This is a genomic window from Arcobacter siniprincipis (SeqCode), from assembly GCF_048571125.1.
In the GTDB taxonomy this organism is placed as follows: Bacteria; Campylobacterota; Campylobacteria; order Campylobacterales; family Arcobacteraceae; genus Arcobacter; species Arcobacter siniprincipis.
On sequence record NZ_CP182343.1, the window covers coordinates 2686666 to 2707702 of the forward strand.

Genomic DNA, 21037 nt, shown 5'->3' on the forward strand with positions numbered 1-21037 from the left:
CCTACCATAATTAAAGTACTAATGATAGAAGATGATTTAGAATTAGCTGAAATCATCACAAACTATTTGAAATCTTTTGACATAGAAGTTACAAATACAGATAGCCCATATACAGGGCTATCTATGATTAAAACAGATTCAAGTTATAAACTTCTTATATTAGACTTGACTCTTCCAGAAATTGATGGATTAGAACTTATTCCAAAAATTAGAACAACATCAAATATACCAATTATTATATCAAGTGCTAGGGATGATATTTTAGATAAAGTTATGGGTTTAGAAAGAGGTGCAGATGATTATTTGCCAAAGCCTTATAATCCAAGAGAATTACAAGCTAGAATAAAAGCTATTTTAAAAAGATTAGATATAGAACCAGTTAAAGAAACTCAAAGCTCTATTTTCGAACTAAACTTAGAAAATATGAAAATATTTTTCAAAAATACACTTTTGGATTTGACTATGGCAGAATTTGATATATTAAAACTTCTTATTCAAAGAAAAGGGGGAGTAATAGCAAGGGAAGATTTTATCTATGATAGCTTGCATATTGAAGATGATAGTAGTTTGAAAAATATTGATGTTATGATATCAAGAATAAGAAATAAAATTGCCTTAGTAGATAATTCAGCCACTTATATTAAATCTGTAAGAGGAATAGGATACCAATTATCTATATGAAAAACATATCTATAACTGCATTTATAAATACTATCTTTGTATTAGCACTTGCTGCTATTACAACTACATTTTTATTTTTTGTAAAATTAGATAAAGAAAAATCTAACCAAGAGAGACAACAAAGATACAGTATAATTGCTAATAGTGTACTAAATAGCTTTGAACTACAACCTAAAGAAGACCAACTTAAAAAACTATATTTACAGTTTGAAGTAAATCCTATAGAAGATAGAATAAAAAAATTAGATATTGTAAATAATGCAAAAGAGCTTATGTTTCAAGAGTCTTCTTCTGGAAGAGTAAGGATTTATGAATACTACAATAAGTACTATATTTATGTTCAAAAAATGAGCTATAATGTCCTTCTAATGGATTTAAAATCAAAGCCTTATAATAGAAGTATAGCCTTAGTTATATACATATTTGCAGTTGCTATTTTTCTATCACTATATTTTGCAATACGAAGAAAATTCATTCCCCTAAGAACACTAGACAAACAAATACAAAAGTTCTCAAGTGGAGACAAAAATATAAAGCTTGATTTCCCAAATAACGATGAGATAGGAAAAATTGCAAAAAGCTTTAATGATGCAATAAGAAATATAAATAATCTAACAGACTCAAAGAATCTATTTATGCGAAATATGATGCATGAACTTAAAACTCCTATTACAAAAGCTATGTTCATAGTAGAGTCTCTTGAAGATGATAAAAATAAAGAGATATTAGGAAGAGCATTTGACAGAATGAATAATATTATAAAAGAGTTAGCTACAGTTGAAAAACTTTCTTCTAATATGTCAGTTATTTATAAAGAAAATACAACATTCTTTAGCATATATAAAAAAGCTATGAATATACTACTTATTGATGCAAGTACAATTAGTACTAAAATGAGTAATTTTGACTTAAAAGTTGATATTGCCCTATTTTCAATTACAATAAAAAACTTAATAGACAATGCAATAAAGTTTTCTCCAAATCACCATGCAACATTGATAGCCACACAAAAAAGAATAGAAGTTATCTCTAGTGGTGAAAAATTAAAATATGATTTAAATTATTATACAGAGCCTTTTTCTCAAGAAGAGAAAAGAAAAGATGGTTTTGGATTAGGTTTATATATAGTGAAAACTACCATAGAACTGCATGACTTTAAATTTAAGTATGCTTATGAAAATGGCAGAAATCACTTTATTATTGATATAAGTAAATAATTTATTTACTCACTTATCATTTTATCTTCGACTCTAAACATTGTAAGATAAGGTAACCTTCCTGGTAACTTTATTTTATTTGTATTTCCACTGTGAACTGATTCTAATTCTTTGCCAGTTTCAGTTATTATCTTTTTAAAGTTAATATAATATAGTCCATCTTTAAAATATATCTTTCCAATATCATTATCTACTTCATCAATTTTTGTATTTAAGGGAACAAAAATCTCTATATCTTCATTTGGATAAGTTTTATATTTACAATAAAAGTGCTCTTCATCTTCAGTAACGAGTCCACTTACTTCATATGTTCCTTTGCTTAAAGCATACTCATGATTTTGAGAATCTGCTCTTTCAAATGGTCTGTGAATTAAATATGCATCAGTAAAACCTCTATTTTTTGTAGTTGCTAATTCTTTTTGGTATTTCTCTGCTTCAAAACTATTTGCATAAAAATCATCTATTGCCATTCTATATGTATAAGCTGTAACTGCTGCGTAATAAGGTGATTTAGTTCTTCCTTCTATTTTTATAGAATCAACTGCTCCACTTTTTAGTATCTCATCTACATGACTAGCTAAGTTCATATCTTTTGCATTGAAAATATAAGTTCCAACTCCTGGTTCTTCTTCAAGTCTAAACATTGTCCCATGATCTTCATTTGCAGCATATAAAGTATACTCAAATCTACAGTCATTTGCACAGCTTCCTCTATTAGGCACTCTTCCCATTTGAACAGCACTTACTAAACATCTTCCACTATAGGCAAAACACATAGAACCATGAACAAAAATCTCTATTTCCATATCTGGTAGATGTTTTTTTATCTCAGTAACATCTTTTAAGCTTATTTCCCTAGCTGCTATTATTCTTCTTACACCCATGTCATAATATACTTGAGCATCTAGATAATTCATAACATTTGCTTGTGTTGAAAGATGAATTGGGATATGAGGTGCAATCTCACGGCAAAGTCTTACAACTCCTGGCGCTGCTACTATGAAGGCATCAGGTTCTACTTCTGCCATTTGAACTATATGTTTTTTCAAAAGTTCAATTTGAGAGTTAAAAGGGAATCCATTTATCGTTGCATAAACTTTTTTGCCCATTGAATGAGCATAATCAATTCCCTCTTTAAAACTTTCAAAAGTAAATTCTTTTCCTGATCTAATTCTTAAACTAAAGTGGCTAACCCCTCCATAAACAGCATCTGCTCCATAAGCAATTGCTATTTTTAACTTTTCTAAATTTCCAGCGGGACTTAATAACTCCACTTTATTATTCATCAATTTTTCCTTGTAATAAACACTATTTATATATTTTTGCGATTATAACTAAAATAAAATATTAAAAAGATGAGAAAAAAATATTAAAGTTTTCCCTTCATTTGAGGTAATTATTTTTTACTTAGAATCCACTAAATTTTTTGCAAACTCATATGCTTCTTTTGTAATATTTTCTCCACTTATCATTCTAGAGATTTCTTCTATTTTACCTTTGCCATCAAGTATTTTTACACTTGAAACACCATTTTGTTTATCCACAAAAAAGTGTTGATTTGCTGCTGCTGTTAGTTGTGGTTGATGAGATATTGCAAATATTTGATATGACTTTGACAACTCTTTTAAAACCGTTGCAATAGCATCACTTTCTTTTCCACTTAAATTTGCATCAATCTCATCTAAAAATAAAATCCCATTGTTTAAAATCTCAAATTTACTAATAGAAGTTAAAAGTGCAAGTCTTAGTCTATTGAACTCTCCTGAACTAATTGTTTCTAAATTAACACCATTTAAATCCAAAACAACTTCATCTTTTCCTAAAGCATCAATTGCTTTATCTTTTAAGTATATTTTTGCATTTGAAAGATATAAATATTTCAAATAATGATTAACTTTTTCTTCTAAAACTTTAGCACTACTTTTTCTATAAACACTTAAAGTAGAAGCTAATTCTTCCACTTTTATAGTCAATACTTTTACTTTTTTTTCTAGAATTGTTTTTTCAAAAGAGATATTATCATAAGAGTCCAATTCTGCTTGTTTTTGTTCTTTATATTCTATTGCTTCTTTTATAGAGCCAAATCTTTTTTGCAAAGAAGAAAGTTTTTCAATTCTATCTAAAACAGATTCTATATCTAACTCTTCTAACTCAAATAAAGAATCACTAAAATTCTCAAATATATTTTCTAATTCATTAATTGCTTCATCAAAAAATGAGCTATCTTTATCCATAGTATCTAAGGCTTTTGAAACGCTTGTTCTAAATTCAAAGATACCTTTTGCCATCAAAATAGCTTCTTCAATTTTGTCTTTTTTAGCTAGTCTTTTTTTTATCTCGTTTAGTTCTTCATATTCATCAACTTTGGGATTTATTGATTCAATCTTTTCTATTTCATATTTTGCAAACTCTTTTAACTCTTCTAGCTTTGACTCATCATTATTTATCTTTTTTAGTTGTGAAGATATAGTTGAAAGTTCAGAAAAACTCTCTTTATACTCTTTTAATACAGATTCAAAGTTAGTATCATTGGAAGCACTTAATCTGTCCAAAAATCTAACTAATCTAATACTATCGAAGTCACTATTATCTTTTAAATGAAGATGTTTTACTAAATTATTTGCAAATAGTGTAAGAGATCTTTTTGATATACTTTGAGAGTTTAAAAAATATCTTACTTTGTCTTTTTTTAACTCTTTTATTATTATCTCATCATCTTCTTCTATTCCAAACTCTTCATAAGAAATCCCAGAATCACCAATAGTTGTTTCACTTAAATCTGCTTTTGCCTCTTTTATTCCAAATAAAGCCAAAAAGGCATCCATCAAAATCGACTTTCCGGCACCAGAAGGTCCTGTAAAAACTATCAAACCCTTTTCAAACTCCAAATCAACTTTTTGAAATGAAAGGTAATTTTCTAAATAAAATCTACTAATCATATCTGTTTAATTTCCCCATCTTAATTTTTCATTTAATACTTCAAAATAGTTTCGTTCACATCTGTGAATCAATCTTGCTTTATTAGCTGAAATTTCTATTTTGATACTTTCACCTTCATTTACTTCATAAATATCTTGTCCATCTATTATTACTAAGGCGCCTTGCTTATCTGTAATTGTAAATTCAATTTTAAAATCAGCTGGTAATACCAATGGTCTTTGAGTCAAACTATGAGGAGCAACAGGAGTTACAATAAAAGCTTCTGTTAATGGATAAACAATAGGTCCTCCAACAGATAAATTATAAGCAGTAGAACCAGTAGGAGTAGATATAATTACACCATCTCCATAATATGAATTGAAAGGCTTACCATCAATTTTTGCAGATAAGCTTATCATTGAAGATACTGATTTTCTTGTAATTACTATATCATTAAAAGCAACAAAACTCTGTTCATTTGCACATCCTTTAATCATCATACGATGATCAATTCTATACTTATGTTCAAACATCAAGGATAAAAAACTTTCTACTTCACTAAATCTAATATCAGTCAAAAAACCTAGAGTTCCTAAATGAACTCCTAAAACTGGAATATCAAATTTAAAACTTCTTCTAACTACAGATATAAGAGTTCCATCACCACCAATAGATACCAAAAAATCACAGATTTGGCATAAATTTTCAAGTTCAATTCCACCTTCATTGATCATAAGTGCACTTTGTTTTTCTAATATAACTTCTATATTAGCTTTCAAAAAGTGATTTTTAATTACTTCGTAATCTTTTTTTATTTCAGGTGAATTGGGCTTTAAAATAAAGCCTGCTTTTTTGATTTGATTTAGTTTTTCATTACTTGTAGTTATTTTCATGCTTGGATTATATCAAAATTATCTTTCATCTAAAGCATCATCTTTATTTTTAAAAATAAAAGCAAAAAAAAACCCTAGCTCAAAATAAGCTAGGGTTTTAAATTCAAAAGAGGAAATGCTAATTAACCATTTCTCTTTTTAATAATTTCTTCAGAAACATTTTTAGGAACTTCTTGATATGAATCAAAAATCATAGAGTATGTTGCTCTACCTTGAGACATAGATCTTAAGTCTGTAGAGTATCCGAACATTTCAGATAATGGAATCATTGCAACAACAAGTTTTACACCAGCTCTATCATCCATAGATTGAACTTGTCCTCTTCTTTTATTACAATCCCCAATAACATCTCCCATATAATCTTCAGGAGTTTCAATTTCAACTTTCATAATTGGTTCTAAGATAATAGCTTGTGCAGCTGCAGTTCTACAACCTTGTTTGAAACCCATTGAAGCAGCTAATTTAAATGCTAATTCAGATGAATCCACATCATGGAAAGAACCATCATAAAGTGTTACTTGAATATCAACCATTGGGTAACCAGCTAGGATACCACCTTGCATAGTTTCTACACAACCTTTTTCAACAGCTGGAATATATTCTTTAGGAATAGCTCCACCTTTGATTTCATTAACGAATACAAAGTTTTCTTCTCCACCAGCTGGAAGAGGAGTAATTGTCAAGTAAACATGACCATATTGCCCTTTACCACCAGATTGTTTTGCATATTTGTATTCTGATTTAACTTCATTTTTAATAGTTTCTCTATAAGCAACTTGAGGAGCACCAACTTCAGCTTCAACTTTAAATTCTCTTTTCATTCTATCTACAAGAATTTCAAGGTGTAATTCACCCATTCCTGAAATAATAGTTTGTCCAGATTCTTCATCAGTATTTACTCTAAATGATGGATCTTCTTCAGCAAGTTTACCTAATGCGATACCCATTTTTTCTTGGTCAGCTTTAGTTTTTGGCTCAACTGCAACAGAGATAACTGGTTCTGGGAATTCCATTCTTTCTAATATAACTGGATCTTTCTCAGATGCTAATGTATCACCTGTGATTGTTGATTTTAGACCAACAACTGCACCGATTTCACCTGCATATAATTGAGAACATTCTTCTCTATTATTTGCATGCATTTTAAGTAATCTTCCGATTCTTTCTTTTTTCATTTTTGTAGAGTTCATTACATAAGTACCTGATTCTAAAACACCTCTATAAACTCTTGCAAATGTTAATTGTCCAACAAATGGGTCAGTCATAATTTTAAATGCTAATGCTGCAACTTCACCTTCATCAGTAGAAGGAACGATAACAGCTTCACCATCTTGAGTTTCACCGTTGATATCTGCAACTTCTGTTGGAGCTGGTAAATACATAGCAACAGCGTCAAGTAAAGTTTGAACACCTTTGTTTTTAAATGCAGTACCACAAGTCATAGGAGTAATAGTCATATTTAAACAACCAGCTTTGATACCTCTTGTAATCTCTTCTTGAGTTAACTCTTCACCTTCAAGGTATTTTTCCATTAACTCTTCGATTTGTTCAGCAGCAGCTTCAACCATTCTTTCTCTATACTCTTGTGCTTGCTCTAATAAATTAGCAGGAATCTCTTCTACATGGTAGTGAGAACCCATAGCTGCATCTTCATCCCAAACGATAGCTTTCATTTGTACTAAATCAATAATCCCTTTGAAATCTTCTTCAGCACCTATTGGTAACTGAATAGGAATCGCATTTGATTTTAGTCTTTCATTAACTTGTTTTTCAACCATAAAGAAATCAGCACCAGTTCTATCCATTTTATTAACGAATATCATTCTTGGCACTTTATATTTATTAGCTTGTCTCCAAACAGTTTCAGATTGTGGTTGTACTCCACCAACTGAACAGAATACTGCAACAGCACCATCAAGAACCCTCATAGATCTCTCAACTTCAATTGTAAAGTCAACGTGACCCGGAGTGTCAATAATGTTTATTTGTAAGTCTTCATTTGTAATTGGGTGTTTCCAGTGACAAGTTGTAGCTGCAGAAGTAATTGTAATACCTCTTTCTTGCTCTTGTTCCATCCAGTCCATTGTAGCAGCACCTTCATGTACTTCTCCAATTTTGTGCGATACACCTGTGTAAAATAAAATTCTTTCAGTAGTCGTAGTTTTCCCTGCATCAATATGAGCAGCGATACCAATATTTCTAACTCTGTTAAGTGGTGTTGTTCTAGCCATTTATAATTCCTACCATCTATAATGTGCAAATGCTTTATTAGCTTCTGCCATTCTATGCATGTCTTCTTTTTTCTTGAAAGCAGCGCCTCTGTCGTTAGCAGCTTCGAATAATTCGTTAGCTAATCTCTCAACCATAGTTCTTTCATTTCTTTTTCTTGAAGCATCTACAAGCCATCTTAATGCTAAAGTTTGTCTTCTTACAGCTCTAACTTCAACAGGAACTTGGTATGTAGCTCCACCAACTCTTCTAGATTTTACTTCTAAAAGTGGTTTAACATTTTCAATTGCTTTTTCAAACAGTTCAATACCAGCTTCTTCGCCTCTAGCATCTAAGTTTGCAATTGCACCATACATAATTTTTTCAGCAGCAGATTTTTTACCATCTAACATTACTGTGTTAACAAATTTTGTGATCACTTTACTATTGTAGATAGGATCTGCTAATATTTCTCTTACTGGAGCTTTTCTTCTTCTCATCTTATTATCCTTCTACTTATTTCTTAGCCGCTTTAGGCTTCTTAGTACCGTATTTAGATCTTGCAACAGTTCTGTTTGCAACACCAGCAGTATCTAAAGCACCTCTAACGATGTGATATTTAACCCCAGGTAAATCCTTAACTCTTCCCCCTCTAACTAAAACGATAGAGTGTTCTTGTAAGTTGTGACCTTCACCACCGATATATGAAATAACTTCATATCCTGTTGTTAATCTAACTTTTGCAACTTTTCTTAAAGCCGAGTTAGGTTTCTTTGGAGTTGTAGTATATACTCTTGTACATACTCCTCTTCTTTGTGGACATTTTTCAAGTGCTGGAGATTTTGATTTTTCAACCACTCTCTTTCGCTCTTTTCTAATCAATTGATTAATAGTAGGCATTTTTTCCCTTTGTTTAAATTGGTTTGAGTAATTATAGCATTACCCAGGCTTCTCGATTGACTTGATATATACACCTGTATAATCAAAACGATACTACCATTTTAGAGAAACTGTAGTTGTTTTCTAAAAAAGTTAGGGATTATACTTAAAATAAAATTAAATTAGGCTTAGTAAGTATATGTAGATATCTGTTATATTTATTTTGAGATTTCATTTTATTTATAAAATAAGGCTATTAAATAGCCTTATTTTAAGATTTTCTAAATTTCTTTTTATTCACATTCGCAATTATGTTCTCTGCAATAGTAGAGGTATTTGTAGCAATTTGGTGAGCATGACTTGCAACATTTGCATTTTCTTGAGTTCTTGAGTCAAGACTTGCAACTGCATCATTGATTTGTTCTATTCCTTGTTTTTGTTCAGTTGAAGCAACTTCAACATGAGATATTAGTTGTGTAGTTTTATTAATATTATCATTTAATTCTGCATATCCACTTATCATCTCATCAGCATTTTTCTTACCTGTATTTGCTTTTATTGTGGCATTTTCTACTAGACTTTTTATCTCTTTAGCAGCTTCTGCACTTCTTGATGCTAGATTTCTAACTTCAGCTGCAACTACTGCGAAACCTTTTCCTGCTTCTCCTGCTGTTGCTGCTTCTACTGCTGCATTTAGTGATAAAATATTTGTTTGGAAAGCAATTTGATCAATTACTGTAATTGCTTCTGCAATTGCACTTGTTTGTTCATTTATCTCATTCATTGATTCAACTGTAAGTTTTGCTAAAGCTTGTCCTGAACTAATTGATTTTAGTAAATTATTTGAATAAACTGCCATTTGTGAAATATTTTGAGTATTTTCAACAATAGTTGAAGTAATCTCTTCAATTGAAGCAGAAGTCTCTTCTAACGATGCTGCTGTATCTGTTGATGACTTGTTAAGTGTATTAACATTTTCTAAAAGTTGTTTTGCATTATTTTCTAAAGTTAACCCTAATTGGTAATTTTCTTGCAACATTCCATTTATAATATCACATAATCCATTTAGACCTTTTGCAACTTCACCCGTAGCATTATCTATGTTTTTCTCAAAATCAAGTTTTGAGTAGTTTTTAAGTGCAGCTAAAATTGTATTGATATTATTATTTACATTTTTAGCATTTGCTTTTATCATATCATTTAGAATATCTTTTAATTCATTTAATGATTCTTTGGAAGAGGTTTTTTCTACTTGAACATCTAAATTTCCATTTTTGATTTTAGTAACTACTTCTTTTACATTTTCAATTAGCAATCTGTCTTTATCAATCCCCTCTTTTACAAAGACTATTTCTTCATCAATTTTTCTTGCCATATTTCCAAATTCATCATTTGTATGAATATTTAGTGGTTCAACTGTATTTTTTGTACCTTTTAAATATTCAAAGAAATCATTTAATCCTGATTCAAGAGTATTTATAGGATTTAATAGTTTTTTTAGTAAGAAATATAAAAGTAATAAAATTATTATTAATAATCCCACATAAATAGCTATTTGTTCTACAATATGTCTATTTATTTCTTTATATACACCCTCTTTACCTAATTCAACAACCAAATACCAAGAAGGAATAGAAACTTTACTATAAGCTACAAGTTTTTTAACTCCATTTTCAGTAGCTTCTGCAAACTTATTATCTTCATCTGTTCTAATGCCTTTAAATAAAAAACTATCTTTTTTTAATAGTTCTTTATTTTTATGAATTATTACTTTTCCATCACTTGATAAAAGATAAGCAAATCCATCTTCACCTAACTTCAAATTTAATATTTCTTCTACTATTGTATCTAAAAAGATAGTTGCCCCAATAGCTCCGATAAACTTCCCATCTTTTTTATAAGGTGAGAAAACAGTAATTATTAGTCTCTTTGTATTATTATCAACAAAAGGTTCTGTTACACCTGAAGCTTGTGTTTCAATGGCTTTTTTATACCAAGGTCTAGTTCTTGCATCATAATTATTATCTTTAATAGTTTTTACAATACCATTAAATCTAATTAAATCACCACTATCTTCCAATCCTAAATACATGGCTGCAAAATCCCCTGCCTTAGTACCTAGCACAAGTTGATTTAATAGAACTTTGTTATCTATTGTAAGATTTTGGTTCTCTATCATATCTGCAACAGAATTTACAACAGTTATTTTTGATTGTAAATAATCATTAATAAACTTAGCTGTTTGTTTAGCTAAAGCTGATTCATCTTTTTTTACCAGTGAAGATTCAGTTTGATACTTACTTGAAGCATCCTTGTATCCAAGTATAAGAAATGAGCAAGAAATACTTATAAATAACAATACAAGAAGTTTTGATTTTATACTAGAAATATTCATTTTTTTTCCTTCGGAAATATATTTTGCAATAATTATACCTTAGTAATGTGTCATTACTGTGATAAATTTATACATGTATTATCTTTGATAAAAGACTAAGCCATAAAACACTAAAATTCCAAAAATTTAAAATAAAGATACTTTTTATGACAAAACAATTATTACCCCTAGCTTTAGGTGGTCTTGCTATTGGTACTACTGAATTTGCTATTATGGGATTATTACCAGATGTTGCAAATGACTTAAATATTAGTATTCCAGTTGCTGGGCATTTAATCTCTACTTATGCCCTAGGAGTAGTTATTGGAGCGCCAATATTAGTCGCTCTAAGTGCAAAGTTTCCAGCTAAAAACATCTTAATAGCTTTTATGATTCTATTTACATTTTTCAACTTTTTATCTGCTATTGCACCAAATTATTCTACACTTTTGATATCAAGGTTTTTTAGTGGTCTACCCCATGGTGCTTTTTTTGGTGTTGGAACAGTGGTTGCTGCAAAACTTGCCCAAAAAGGGAAATCAGCACAAGCAATTGCCGTGATGTTTACAGGGCTTACAATTGCAAATGTTGCTATGGTTCCCCTTACTACATATTTAGGTCATACTTTTAGCTGGAGATTTGCTTTTGCAATAGTTTCAATAATTGGCTTAGTAACCATCTTCTCTTTATATAAAAATCTTCCAAAACAAAAAGAGATAAAAACTATCACATTAAAAGATGAATTACAATTTTTTAAGACTATCAAAGCTTGGCACATATTAGCTATCGTAGCAACTGGATTTGGTGGATTGTTTGCATGGATTAGTTATATTGCTCCATTATTAATAAATGTTACAAATTTCGAAGAAAGTAGTGTCTCGTACATGATGATTGTGGCAGGGCTAGGAATGTTAGTTGGAAATATAGTTGGTGGATATTTAGCAGATAAAAGAAACCCTATAAAAGTAGCAATCTTCCTTTTATCGATGATGGTTTTATGTTTAGTATTAGTATTTTTCCTATCTGAATATAAGTTTGCAACTATTGTTCTTACATTTTTATGTGGTGCCTTTGCTATGTCAATTGGGGCACCTATTAATATCATCATGTTAGATAGCGCAAAACACTCTGCAATGCTTGGAGCTGCATTTTTACAAGCTGCTTTTAATGTGGCTAATTCTTTAGGTGCATTTTTAGGTGGTATTCCATTATTTTTAGGATTAAACTATAATTACCCAGCCCTAAGTGGTGCATTTATGGCTTTATTAGGAGTTGGACTATGTTTATATTTCCTAAAAAAATATAAATTTGAAGGATAAGTTAACATGACAATACTTGGACATAAAATTGTAGGCAAGGGTAAAAAGAATATCTTAGTCTTACATGAACTCATGGGAGATCATACAAACTTTGATCCAATACTACCTTATATAGATACTACAAACTTCACATACATATTTGTAGACCATAGAGGCTATGGTTTATCAAAAGATATCTTAGGAGAATATACTTGCGAAGAAGCAGCAAATGATGTAAAAAACCTCATAATAAATCTAAATCTAAAAGAAGTAAATCTTTTAGCTCACTCAATGTCGACAATGATAGCTCAAAAAGTAGCCCTAATAGATGATAGAGTAAAACAACTAATTCTAATCACTCCAATTTCAGCTGCTGGTATAAAGATGAAACCCCAAGCCCAAGCAAAACTAATAGATAGTATGAAAAAAAATGAAAACTTTATTGAATATGTAGTTGAAAGTGCAAGTAATAGATACAATCAACCATGGAAAGATTATAGAATCAAAATGGGATATGAAGCTTCAACTTTAGAAGCTAGAACTGGTTATATGATTATGTATCTTACAACTGATTTTATAGATGAAGTAAAAGATATAAAGATACCAATAAAAATAATGGTAGGTCATCATGACTTACCTGCTTTTCATAAAAATAATGTAAAGAAACAGTTTGAAGAGTATTATAATGATTTTGAGATAATAGAGTGTATGGAAGCAGGACACTATCCTATGATAGAGTGTCCTGTTTATTTCTCAACTGAAATAGAGAGGTTTTGTAAATAGGTTTGCTCTTGAAGAGGTAAACCTCTCCGCTTTCTTACTTTTGTATTGACGAAAAGTAAGCAAAAACAACTACGGCTTCGAAGCCAAAGGTTCCCTCACTTATTATTTTTATCTTTTCTGATTGGTAAAACTCGCTTATTAAAACTTGCGTTTAGCAACTTTTAAACACTCAGACAGTTACCAATCTTGTTTAGAAAAGAGAAAGATAACCGTTCGGCTTCTGTAGATGTAGTAATATCTTTTGGTGTCTTTTTAATAATAATTTGAACAATTTTTTAGTAATTGAGAATATAAGAAGTTAAGAATAGCTTTCAATCAAAAATGTAAATGTCCTTATCCCACCTTTATTCCAACATTTGTAAAAGCCGAATGTTTATTTCTCTTTTCGGAAAAGGCTTGCAACTGTTTGAATATAACAAATATGCTATAAAGCATATTTTTATATGAGTTTTGCAAGGCAGAAAAGATAAATAATAAATGAGGGAACCCAAAGGGCTTTGATACGGTTGGTGGTTTTCTCAAAGAGACTGCAAGCACAAGGCTTACTTTGTCCACAAAAAGTAAGAAGAGCGGAGAGGTTTACCTCTTCAAGAGAAAAGAACTACCCTTTTATATAACGAATAATTTGTCCATTAAAAGGCTCATCCAAATAATCTGAAGTATTCAACGGTTCACTTTGACTATGAACATAACCTAATAAAACCATCATCTTAGAAAACTTTGCATGATTTCCTCTACCTGGATCTACAATTATAATTTCACAAGACTCATTTGTATGCTCATTTAAAAACCTACTTAAATCCTCTAAGTGGAACTGTTCATATAAAATATCACTTGCTATGATTAAATCAAATTTTCCTAAAGTATCATCAGCATTTGCCCAGTTTGCACACTCGAAGGGGATTGTTTTTCCATGATTTATTCTTGTGTTTTCTACCAAGAATTTTTGAACCTCTGGGTTAAAATCGGTTGTTGTTATATTTGCATTTCTGTGATTTAATACTAAACTTGAAAGAGCTATTCCACACCCTACTTCTAGGATTCTTTTATCTTTGATATTATAATTATTCATTAAAGTTGCTAAGATTTTAGATGAAGGCCAAATAACTCCAAATAATGACCAGTTGGCAGAGGATATTCCTGTAGTAGGATTTAAATCACACTCTTCGTCATATTGTTGTGTATCTTTTAAAGTTCGGACATGTATGTCCATATTACCAAACTCTATTGTTTGATATGTGTATCGCAGTTTTGGCATAAGAACCTTTCAAGGTTCAGTATACTCTTTATTTAGAGTATCTGAACTAAAAAAGTTTTATGCTTCTAAAATCGCTTTTAGGCTCTTAACAGTGAAGAGTTTTACTCCATCACTTTTTAGTGCTTTTACTTCATTTGTGAAACCACTTTTTGAAAATAGTAAAACATAATCAGGAACTATCTCTAACTTTTCACAAAGCTCTTTTAGTCTTGTAAGTTCTGTTTTTTTCATCTTGCTATTTGTATATCTACAAGACCCCACAATAATTTTCCCAGATTCTGTCTCAGCTACAAGATTTATCTCATTGTTTTCATCCCAGTATCTTCCTATCTCTTCTATTGCATCATCTTTAAAAAGATCTTTTACATACTCATGACTTAATTGTTCAAAGATTAGTTGCATAAACTCTGCATTGTAATTGTTAAATCGCTCATAAAACTCTTTATATTCAGTTCTTGCAATTCCTCTATAAAGTGGAGATACAAAAGCAAACCAAAATCTTAAAAAAGGAGCATTGAATAATAACTTATCAGCCACATCATTATCTTCAAATTTATTTGTTAGATGGTCAATAGAAGTTTCAGTATAAATTACCTCTAACTCTTCTAAATCATGTAAGGCCTTTATCCCTTCGTCATATTCTACATCTGCTCTTTTAAATGCACTATTAATTCTTCTATCACCTAAAGCAATACCAGTTAGAACTTTATAGTATGGCAAAGAGTTTTTTGTCAGTTTTGAAATATACTCTTGTAAGTCATAATATTCATCTAAAATATGTCGCTCTATTAGTTTACCAAGTGGTTTAGTAGTATCGATTTTTATATCAAGTCCACCAAATATAGCAAAATAATTTAGTGCAGTTTCCATATCTTTTGGATTGTTTTGTTTACAGAAATATTGAAATTGCTCCAATATTGTTTTAGTATTAAGTATTATAGTAAAGCCTTTAATTGTTTTTGGGATTATAACATAAATCGGATATAATAACTTTATGAATATTAAATTTGCCACTTTCAACCTATTTCAATTTACAGCCCCACCTTTTTCTTGGTATTTCAAAAAAGACAAGTTTACCCAAGAGCAATGGGAACAAAAAGTATCTTGGATAAAAGAACAAATCAAAATTTTGGATGCTGATATTATCGGTTTTCAAGAAGTATTTTCAATAGAAGAGTTAAAAGAACTCTGCAAAGAGTTAGGTTATGAACACTTTTTAAGTGTGGATAAGCCAAAGATAAATACAAAAAATCCAACTATCTATAAAACTACAGTTTTAGCCCTTGCTTCTAGGTTCCCAATCATCTCAAATAAAAATGTTAGATATGATCTAGCTAGTATAAAAAAACACAATTTTAAAGATAAATTTGCCTTTTCAAGAGTTCCAATAAAAGCAATAATAGAACTTCCAAACAAAACAAAAATAGCTGTTTATGTAAATCATCTTAAATCAAATAGATTAAATGAGTTTGAATATATATTTAAAAAAGATACTACTTTAAAAGAGAAAATAGAAAAAACAAAAGTTGCCTTAGAGAATGATTTTTCAAGTGTTTTAAAACAAAGACTAATAGAAGCATCTTCCTTATTTATGGAAATCAAAGAGTCAAAAATACCTACAATATTTTTATGTGATTTAAATGACAAAGAGTATTCAATGACAATTGATGCTTTATGCAACAAAGCTTATCATGAAGAATCCCAAGATGATGAATATATACTTTTTGATGCTTATTATCACCATGAAGAAGAGATTTATAATCCCCATCCTGAACAAAAAAGCATAGAAAGAACACCTACAAGTTATCATTTCGCAGATGGCAATGTCATAGATTATATTTTTGTATCAAATGACTTAAAAGATAAGATTATCTCTTACAAAGTATTTGATGAACACCTAAAAAGAAATCAAAATGGCTCACTACTAGAAAGTGACCATGCTCAAGTTGTATGTGAGATAGATATTGATTAGACTTTTTGTAAAAATGCATTTAAAGAGCTTGCAAACTTTTGTACATCTTTTTTATTAAAAGGTGGTGGTCCTTTTGTCATCTCTCCTGCATCTCTTATACTTTGCATCAAGTTTCTTATGGCTAAATATTGTTTGATATTATCATCTGTATAGGTTTCACCTCTATGATCAATAGCATGGGCTTGTTTTTCTATTACTCTAGAAGCTAGGGGAATATCTGCTGTTATAACCAAATCATCTTTTGAGACCTCATCAACAATTTTATTATCAGCTTCATCTGCTCCCAAATCCACGATGATATATTTCACATGATTTGATTTTCCAATATCTATTTTTTTATTTGCAAAAACTAAAGTCTCTAAGCCTTTTTTTTCAATGGCTCTTAAAACTATGGGTTTTAACATATTAGGAAAAGCATCTCCATCTATAAAAAGTTTCATTATAAGATCTCTTGCACTCGTCCAACTTGTCCATCTTGTAGTCTTACTTTTATACCATGGGGATGAGTAGGAGAATTTGTTAAGATATTTTTAACTATCCCTTGAGTTAGATTTCCACTTCTTTGGTCTTGTTTTAAAACTATATTTACCTTTGCTCCAATTTTTACATCAAAACGCTTTTTACCATCTGCCATTTTCTTCCTTTTATTTATTTTGTAGTATATCAAAATCTTATAAAACTATTTATTTATATATTTCAAGATATTATTCTAAAGACATTTATAAAAGAAAGAATTAAATGGAAATATTTGTATTAAAAGCTATTACAGTCATTGCTTTAGTTTTAAGTTTAACAGTAATTGCTGAGAAAGTTAGTCCAAAACTCTCTGGCCTACTTTCAGGGCTTCCTCTTGGTAGTTCTATTACCTTAATATTTTTTGCTATAGAGTATGGGGTAAATTATGTAAAAGAGACTGCTTTGTATAATATACATGGTCTTTTTGCAGCCTTGGCTTTTTCTATTGGTTATTATATTAGTACCTTTTATACTGGAAAATTTGAAGTGATTTTGAGTTTAGTTATCTCTTTTATTTCATATTTAATAATTGCCTTTATCTTATCTTTTATTCCACCACATATAATTTTCACTCCACTAATTATCTTTACACTTTTAATTATTAGTGCTATATATTTTTCAAAAAAAGAAGATCATAAAATCGTAAAGATATCAAAAGTCTCAATCTATGATTTAGTAATAAGAAGTATACTTACATTAATCATTTTCTTAATAATCTCAAATTTACCTAAATATGTTCCAGCAAGTATTGCAGGTATCTTTTCATCATTCCCAACTATTCTTTTACCTTTGCTTTTAATAATACATTTCAATCATAGTAATTTACAAGCTAGAACCATCATAAAAAACACCCCATTTGGACTTACTAGTATTATTGTTTATTCTTATGTAGTATATTTAACATATCCAACTATTGGAGTTGTGGAGGGTACGATACTTGGTTTTTGTAGTTCTGCTCTACTTATATTTATTCAAACAAAGGTATTTAGATTTTTTAAACTTATTTAGGCTTATTTAAATTTGGGAATAAAATACATAACAGTTTCGTATATACCTTCCATATAATGTCTTAGATAAATATCATAGTCACTTTCTATATCTAAAACTAACTGGGGAACTTTATACCAATCTTGTGCTTTATGATATATACAAATTGCAAGTATGGGTTTGTATTTTTTTATTGTATTTTTTGCCCCAATTATTGTATCTTGCTCTGCACCTTCGATATCTAATTTTATATAATCAACTTTTTGGCTTATGAGATTATCTATACTGTTTATATTTGTGGCTTGATAATCATGGGCACAATTATTTTGTAACTCTTCTTTTATCTGGTTTACTATTTTTTCACTTCCAAGTCCACAATTTATAAACTCAATATTATCAATATCTCCAAAATCTCTTTTTGCTATATTTATGTGCAAAGTATTTGGTTCTACACAATATATTTTTTCAAAGTCTGGATAGTTTTTAATAATCTCTTTTAAAGTATCGCCCACATATCCACCACCATCTACAAATCTTATATTTTTAATCTTTGGGATTATCTCTTTATCAAAATATTGGCTTTCGTGGTCGTTTGTAAAACCTTCCATAAAAGTTAGGTCATAAGATATTTTAAAATTAATTATCTTTTCAAATATCCCTTTTGATTTATCATCAGCCAAAAGATTATAAGTATTTTCATACTCAAGCTTGTTATTTATAAAGTCATCTTGAAAATCATCTATAAAATCAGGACTAGCTAACTCTAAATCACTATATTTACAAAGAGCGAGATAATTTATATTTTTAAAACCCATTTTATCAAGACCATTTTTTACTTCGAGGGGACTTCCACTTGATGTTGATAATATCAAAGCATCTTTTGGAACATCTTCTATTTTTAGAACTGTTTTTTTTCGAGAACTTTGAACTCTTGTAAAGTCATCAATTATTCCAGCTACTTCTATATGTTTTAATACTGATTTTGTAAGTTTGTTTATACCTAAGATATATTTTTTAGTAGTTTTAGAAGAGATAAAGAGTTCAACTAACTCTTTATCTTTTTGATTTATGTAATCAAGTCCAATTAGATTGATGATTTATCCTTTTTTATTTGAAGGATTATATCATCATATTATTTTAGTAAATCTTTGTTAGCACTCTCATGACCTAAATACTCATGTGCCAAATAAGAACTTCTAGCATATGGAGTTGAATGTACAAATTCAAATCCTAAATCCATAGCAAGTTCTTTATATCTTGCAAATTGCTCAGGTTTTACATACTCAATAACTTTTGCATAATCTCCACTTGGTGCTAAATATTGCCCAATACTTAAAAACTTACAGCCAACAGCAACTAGGTCTTTAAATACTTGTACCATCTCTTCTTCAGTTTCACCCAATCCTACCATAAGAGCTGATTTAGTTTTGATTTTATCGCCACCCAGTTCTTTAAGTCTTTTTAATACTTGAAGTGATCTTTCATATGAAGCATTTTTTCTGATTTTATAAAATCGAGGAACCGTTTCAATATTATGTCCAATAATAACAGCCCCAGAATCAATAACAGTTTGAAGTGATTCTTCTCGCGCTTTAAAATCAGGGATTAAAATTTCCACTTGAGTTCCTGGACATTTTTCTAAAATATCTTTTGTCACTCTATAAAATTGTTGTGCCCCACCATCTTTTAAATCATCTCTAGCAGGACTTGTAATTACTACAAATTTAAGTCCAAGGTGTTTTACAGAAGTCGTAACTTTTTGTATCTCACTTAAATCAACTTCAGTTGGAAGTCCAGTTTTTACATTACAGTATGAACATCTTCTTGTACAAATATCTCCCAAAATAAGAAATGTTGCATTTTTCTTTGCAAAACACTCACTGATATTTGGACATTTTGCTTCTTGGCATATTGTATGTAATCCACCCACATCTTTTAAAAGATTTTCCATCTCTATTTGTGCACTTGGTGTTAATTTTTTTCTTAACCATTCTGGTTTTTTGAAATTTACTTTTTTCTCAGCAAATTCCATATTACTTGGCATAGTCATATTTATCCTTTAATAACTCTTCTTTTTTCTTTTTTTCTTTCTCATTTAATTGTGAATTTATCAATTCTACTTTAAAACTTTCATTAAAAGATTCTATCAATAAATTCTTTGCTTCTTCATATGTTAAATTTATATTTAAATCTTCTAAGCTGATTCCAAATCTTTCATCAATACTATTTTCATTTTCCAAATTTGTGTTACTTTTTTTCACACTGTATAAAGGAATTGAACCGTGTTGAAATATCACTTTTTTTGTTCTTCTTTGTGCATTTCCACCAATTTTTTGTCTATTTACCAAAATATCATAAGCTTCATAACCCACTTGACAAAACTCATTTTTAGATAGATTTACACCCTCATCATCCTTAGCAAAACTAGTTTTTAGGCCCAATTTTTTGTAAAAATTTAACAAAAAATAACAAATCATCTCATATGATTGTTTAATATTGTAACTTTTTAGCATAGGTGTTGGGATTACTAATGAGTATGACAAATCATGACCATGAAATAGTACTCCACCACCTGTAACTCTTTTAGCAAAATTACCATTATATTCATCACAAAATGAATAAGAAGAAAAGTCCTGTGAAACCCCTATTGTAAATGATTTTGACCAATGGTAAACTCTTAAAATAGCTTTATCATTTTCTTCAAAAGATGATATTAATGCATCATCTGTTGCCATATTTACCCTAGCAGAATTTTCACCATCTTTTATAACTCTAAACGAGCTTTTTTCTTCAATCATAGAAACCTTTTCTAAGCAAAAAATAATTATTTTTATCTTAAACTTAAATTTTAATTAATATTTTACATATTTTTAACATAATTTTCTAGTAAAATAGACTAAAATTTGTTGTTTTTTCATTATATTTGATAATATTTCTAATATAACTTAAATGAAAAGATTAATTTTTCTGATAAGTATATGTTAAGTAAAAATAAGTACCATATGACCACAATTCGATACACTCGATAATGGGCTTACATTATTTTTACATT

General features: G+C 29.6%; 20 protein-coding genes. 6 read left to right on the forward strand and 14 right to left on the reverse strand.

Features of this window, described 5'->3' with window-relative positions; all coding sequences use genetic code 11:
* Nucleotides 1-6 precede the first annotated feature (6 nt).
* Nucleotides 7-681 carry a response regulator transcription factor gene (locus ACNI3D_RS13640; protein ID WP_419768999.1) on the forward strand — a complete coding sequence of 225 codons (675 nt, stop codon included), beginning with the start codon at nt 7-9 and terminating at the stop codon, nt 679-681.
* Complete coding sequence (locus tag ACNI3D_RS13645; protein ID WP_419767400.1) at nt 678-1898, forward strand: ArsS family sensor histidine kinase; 1221 nt, start codon at nt 678-680, stop codon at nt 1896-1898. The genes ACNI3D_RS13640 and ACNI3D_RS13645 overlap by 4 nt, the downstream gene beginning before the upstream one ends.
* A gap of 5 nt (nt 1899-1903) precedes the next feature.
* On the opposite strand, the gene ACNI3D_RS13650 is transcribed toward ACNI3D_RS13645, so the two are convergent.
* The 7 genes from ACNI3D_RS13650 to ACNI3D_RS13680 form a co-directional block, all read right to left on the reverse strand.
* Nucleotides 1904-3184 (reverse strand): peptidase U32 family protein, encoded by a 1281-nt coding sequence (locus ACNI3D_RS13650; RefSeq protein ID WP_419767401.1) that lies wholly within the window; start codon nt 3182-3184, stop codon nt 1904-1906.
* Between the two features lie 117 nt (nt 3185-3301).
* Nucleotides 3302-4837, reverse strand: a complete 1536-nt coding sequence (locus tag ACNI3D_RS13655; RefSeq protein WP_419767402.1) for an AAA family ATPase — start codon at nt 4835-4837, stop codon at nt 3302-3304.
* Between the two features lie 6 nt (nt 4838-4843).
* The gene (locus tag ACNI3D_RS13660; protein ID WP_129101304.1) at nt 4844-5710 is read right to left on the reverse strand and encodes an NAD(+)/NADH kinase; all 867 of its coding nucleotides are present in this window, start codon (nt 5708-5710) and stop codon (nt 4844-4846) included.
* Between the two features lie 122 nt (nt 5711-5832).
* Nucleotides 5833-7941: an elongation factor G gene (gene fusA, locus ACNI3D_RS13665; protein ID WP_013136380.1), complete on the reverse strand. Its 2109-nt coding sequence runs from the start codon at nt 7939-7941 to the stop codon at nt 5833-5835.
* Between the two features lie 9 nt (nt 7942-7950).
* Nucleotides 7951-8418, reverse strand: coding sequence for a 30S ribosomal protein S7 (gene rpsG, locus ACNI3D_RS13670; RefSeq protein ID WP_013136381.1), 468 nt, complete (start codon nt 8416-8418; stop codon nt 7951-7953).
* A gap of 16 nt (nt 8419-8434) precedes the next feature.
* Nucleotides 8435-8818, reverse strand: a complete 384-nt coding sequence (rpsL, locus tag ACNI3D_RS13675; RefSeq protein WP_013136382.1) for a 30S ribosomal protein S12 — start codon at nt 8816-8818, stop codon at nt 8435-8437.
* Nucleotides 8819-9068: 250 nt separating this feature from the next.
* Nucleotides 9069-11192 (reverse strand): methyl-accepting chemotaxis protein, encoded by a 2124-nt coding sequence (locus tag ACNI3D_RS13680; protein WP_419767403.1) that lies wholly within the window; start codon nt 11190-11192, stop codon nt 9069-9071.
* A gap of 146 nt (nt 11193-11338) precedes the next feature.
* Here ACNI3D_RS13680 and ACNI3D_RS13685 point away from each other — a divergent pair, with 146 nt between their 5' ends.
* Both ACNI3D_RS13685 and ACNI3D_RS13690 read left to right on the forward strand, forming a co-directional pair.
* Nucleotides 11339-12490: an MFS transporter gene (locus tag ACNI3D_RS13685; RefSeq protein WP_419767404.1), complete on the forward strand. Its 1152-nt coding sequence runs from the start codon at nt 11339-11341 to the stop codon at nt 12488-12490.
* Nucleotides 12491-12496: 6 nt separating this feature from the next.
* Nucleotides 12497-13252: an alpha/beta fold hydrolase gene (locus ACNI3D_RS13690; RefSeq protein ID WP_419767405.1), complete on the forward strand. Its 756-nt coding sequence runs from the start codon at nt 12497-12499 to the stop codon at nt 13250-13252.
* Between the two features lie 601 nt (nt 13253-13853).
* On the opposite strand, the gene ACNI3D_RS13695 is transcribed toward ACNI3D_RS13690, so the two are convergent.
* Together ACNI3D_RS13695 and ACNI3D_RS13700 are read right to left on the reverse strand one after the other, a co-directional pair.
* Nucleotides 13854-14510, reverse strand: a complete 657-nt coding sequence (locus ACNI3D_RS13695; RefSeq protein WP_419767406.1) for a class I SAM-dependent methyltransferase — start codon at nt 14508-14510, stop codon at nt 13854-13856.
* A 57-nt stretch (nt 14511-14567) separates the two neighbouring features.
* Nucleotides 14568-15524 carry a DUF234 domain-containing protein gene (locus ACNI3D_RS13700; RefSeq protein ID WP_419767407.1) on the reverse strand — a complete coding sequence of 319 codons (957 nt, stop codon included), beginning with the start codon at nt 15522-15524 and terminating at the stop codon, nt 14568-14570.
* Here ACNI3D_RS13700 and ACNI3D_RS13705 point away from each other — a divergent pair.
* Nucleotides 15505-16482, forward strand: a complete 978-nt coding sequence (locus ACNI3D_RS13705) for an endonuclease/exonuclease/phosphatase family protein (RefSeq protein ID WP_419767408.1) — start codon at nt 15505-15507, stop codon at nt 16480-16482. The genes ACNI3D_RS13700 and ACNI3D_RS13705 overlap by 20 nt on opposite strands.
* On the opposite strand, the gene ACNI3D_RS13710 is transcribed toward ACNI3D_RS13705, so the two are convergent.
* Complete coding sequence (locus ACNI3D_RS13710; RefSeq protein WP_375724573.1) at nt 16479-16922, reverse strand: YaiI/YqxD family protein; 444 nt, start codon at nt 16920-16922, stop codon at nt 16479-16481. The two genes, ACNI3D_RS13705 and ACNI3D_RS13710, sit on opposite strands and share 4 nt — an antisense overlap.
* Entirely contained in the window at nt 16922-17116 is a 195-nt protein-coding gene (locus ACNI3D_RS13715) for a YwbE family protein (protein WP_129101293.1), read from the reverse strand. The genes ACNI3D_RS13710 and ACNI3D_RS13715 overlap by 1 nt, the downstream gene beginning before the upstream one ends.
* 104 nt (nt 17117-17220) lie before the next feature.
* Between ACNI3D_RS13715 and ACNI3D_RS13720 the strand changes: the two genes are divergently transcribed.
* Nucleotides 17221-18006: a hypothetical protein gene (locus ACNI3D_RS13720; RefSeq protein ID WP_129101292.1), complete on the forward strand. Its 786-nt coding sequence runs from the start codon at nt 17221-17223 to the stop codon at nt 18004-18006.
* 2 nt (nt 18007-18008) lie between these two features.
* Here ACNI3D_RS13720 and ACNI3D_RS13725 read toward each other — a convergent pair whose 3' ends face one another.
* The 3 genes from ACNI3D_RS13725 to ACNI3D_RS13735 form a co-directional block, all read right to left on the reverse strand.
* On the reverse strand, nt 18009-18857 hold the full coding sequence (locus ACNI3D_RS13725; RefSeq protein ID WP_419767409.1) for an FkbM family methyltransferase: 849 nt from the start codon (nt 18855-18857) through the stop codon (nt 18009-18011).
* Between the two features lie 260 nt (nt 18858-19117).
* Nucleotides 19118-20035: a lipoyl synthase gene (gene lipA / locus ACNI3D_RS13730; RefSeq protein WP_258238698.1), complete on the reverse strand. Its 918-nt coding sequence runs from the start codon at nt 20033-20035 to the stop codon at nt 19118-19120.
* On the reverse strand, nt 20019-20783 hold the full coding sequence (locus tag ACNI3D_RS13735) for a lipoate--protein ligase family protein (RefSeq protein WP_419767410.1): 765 nt from the start codon (nt 20781-20783) through the stop codon (nt 20019-20021). The genes lipA and ACNI3D_RS13735 overlap by 17 nt, the downstream gene beginning before the upstream one ends.
* Nucleotides 20784-21037 lie beyond the last annotated feature (254 nt).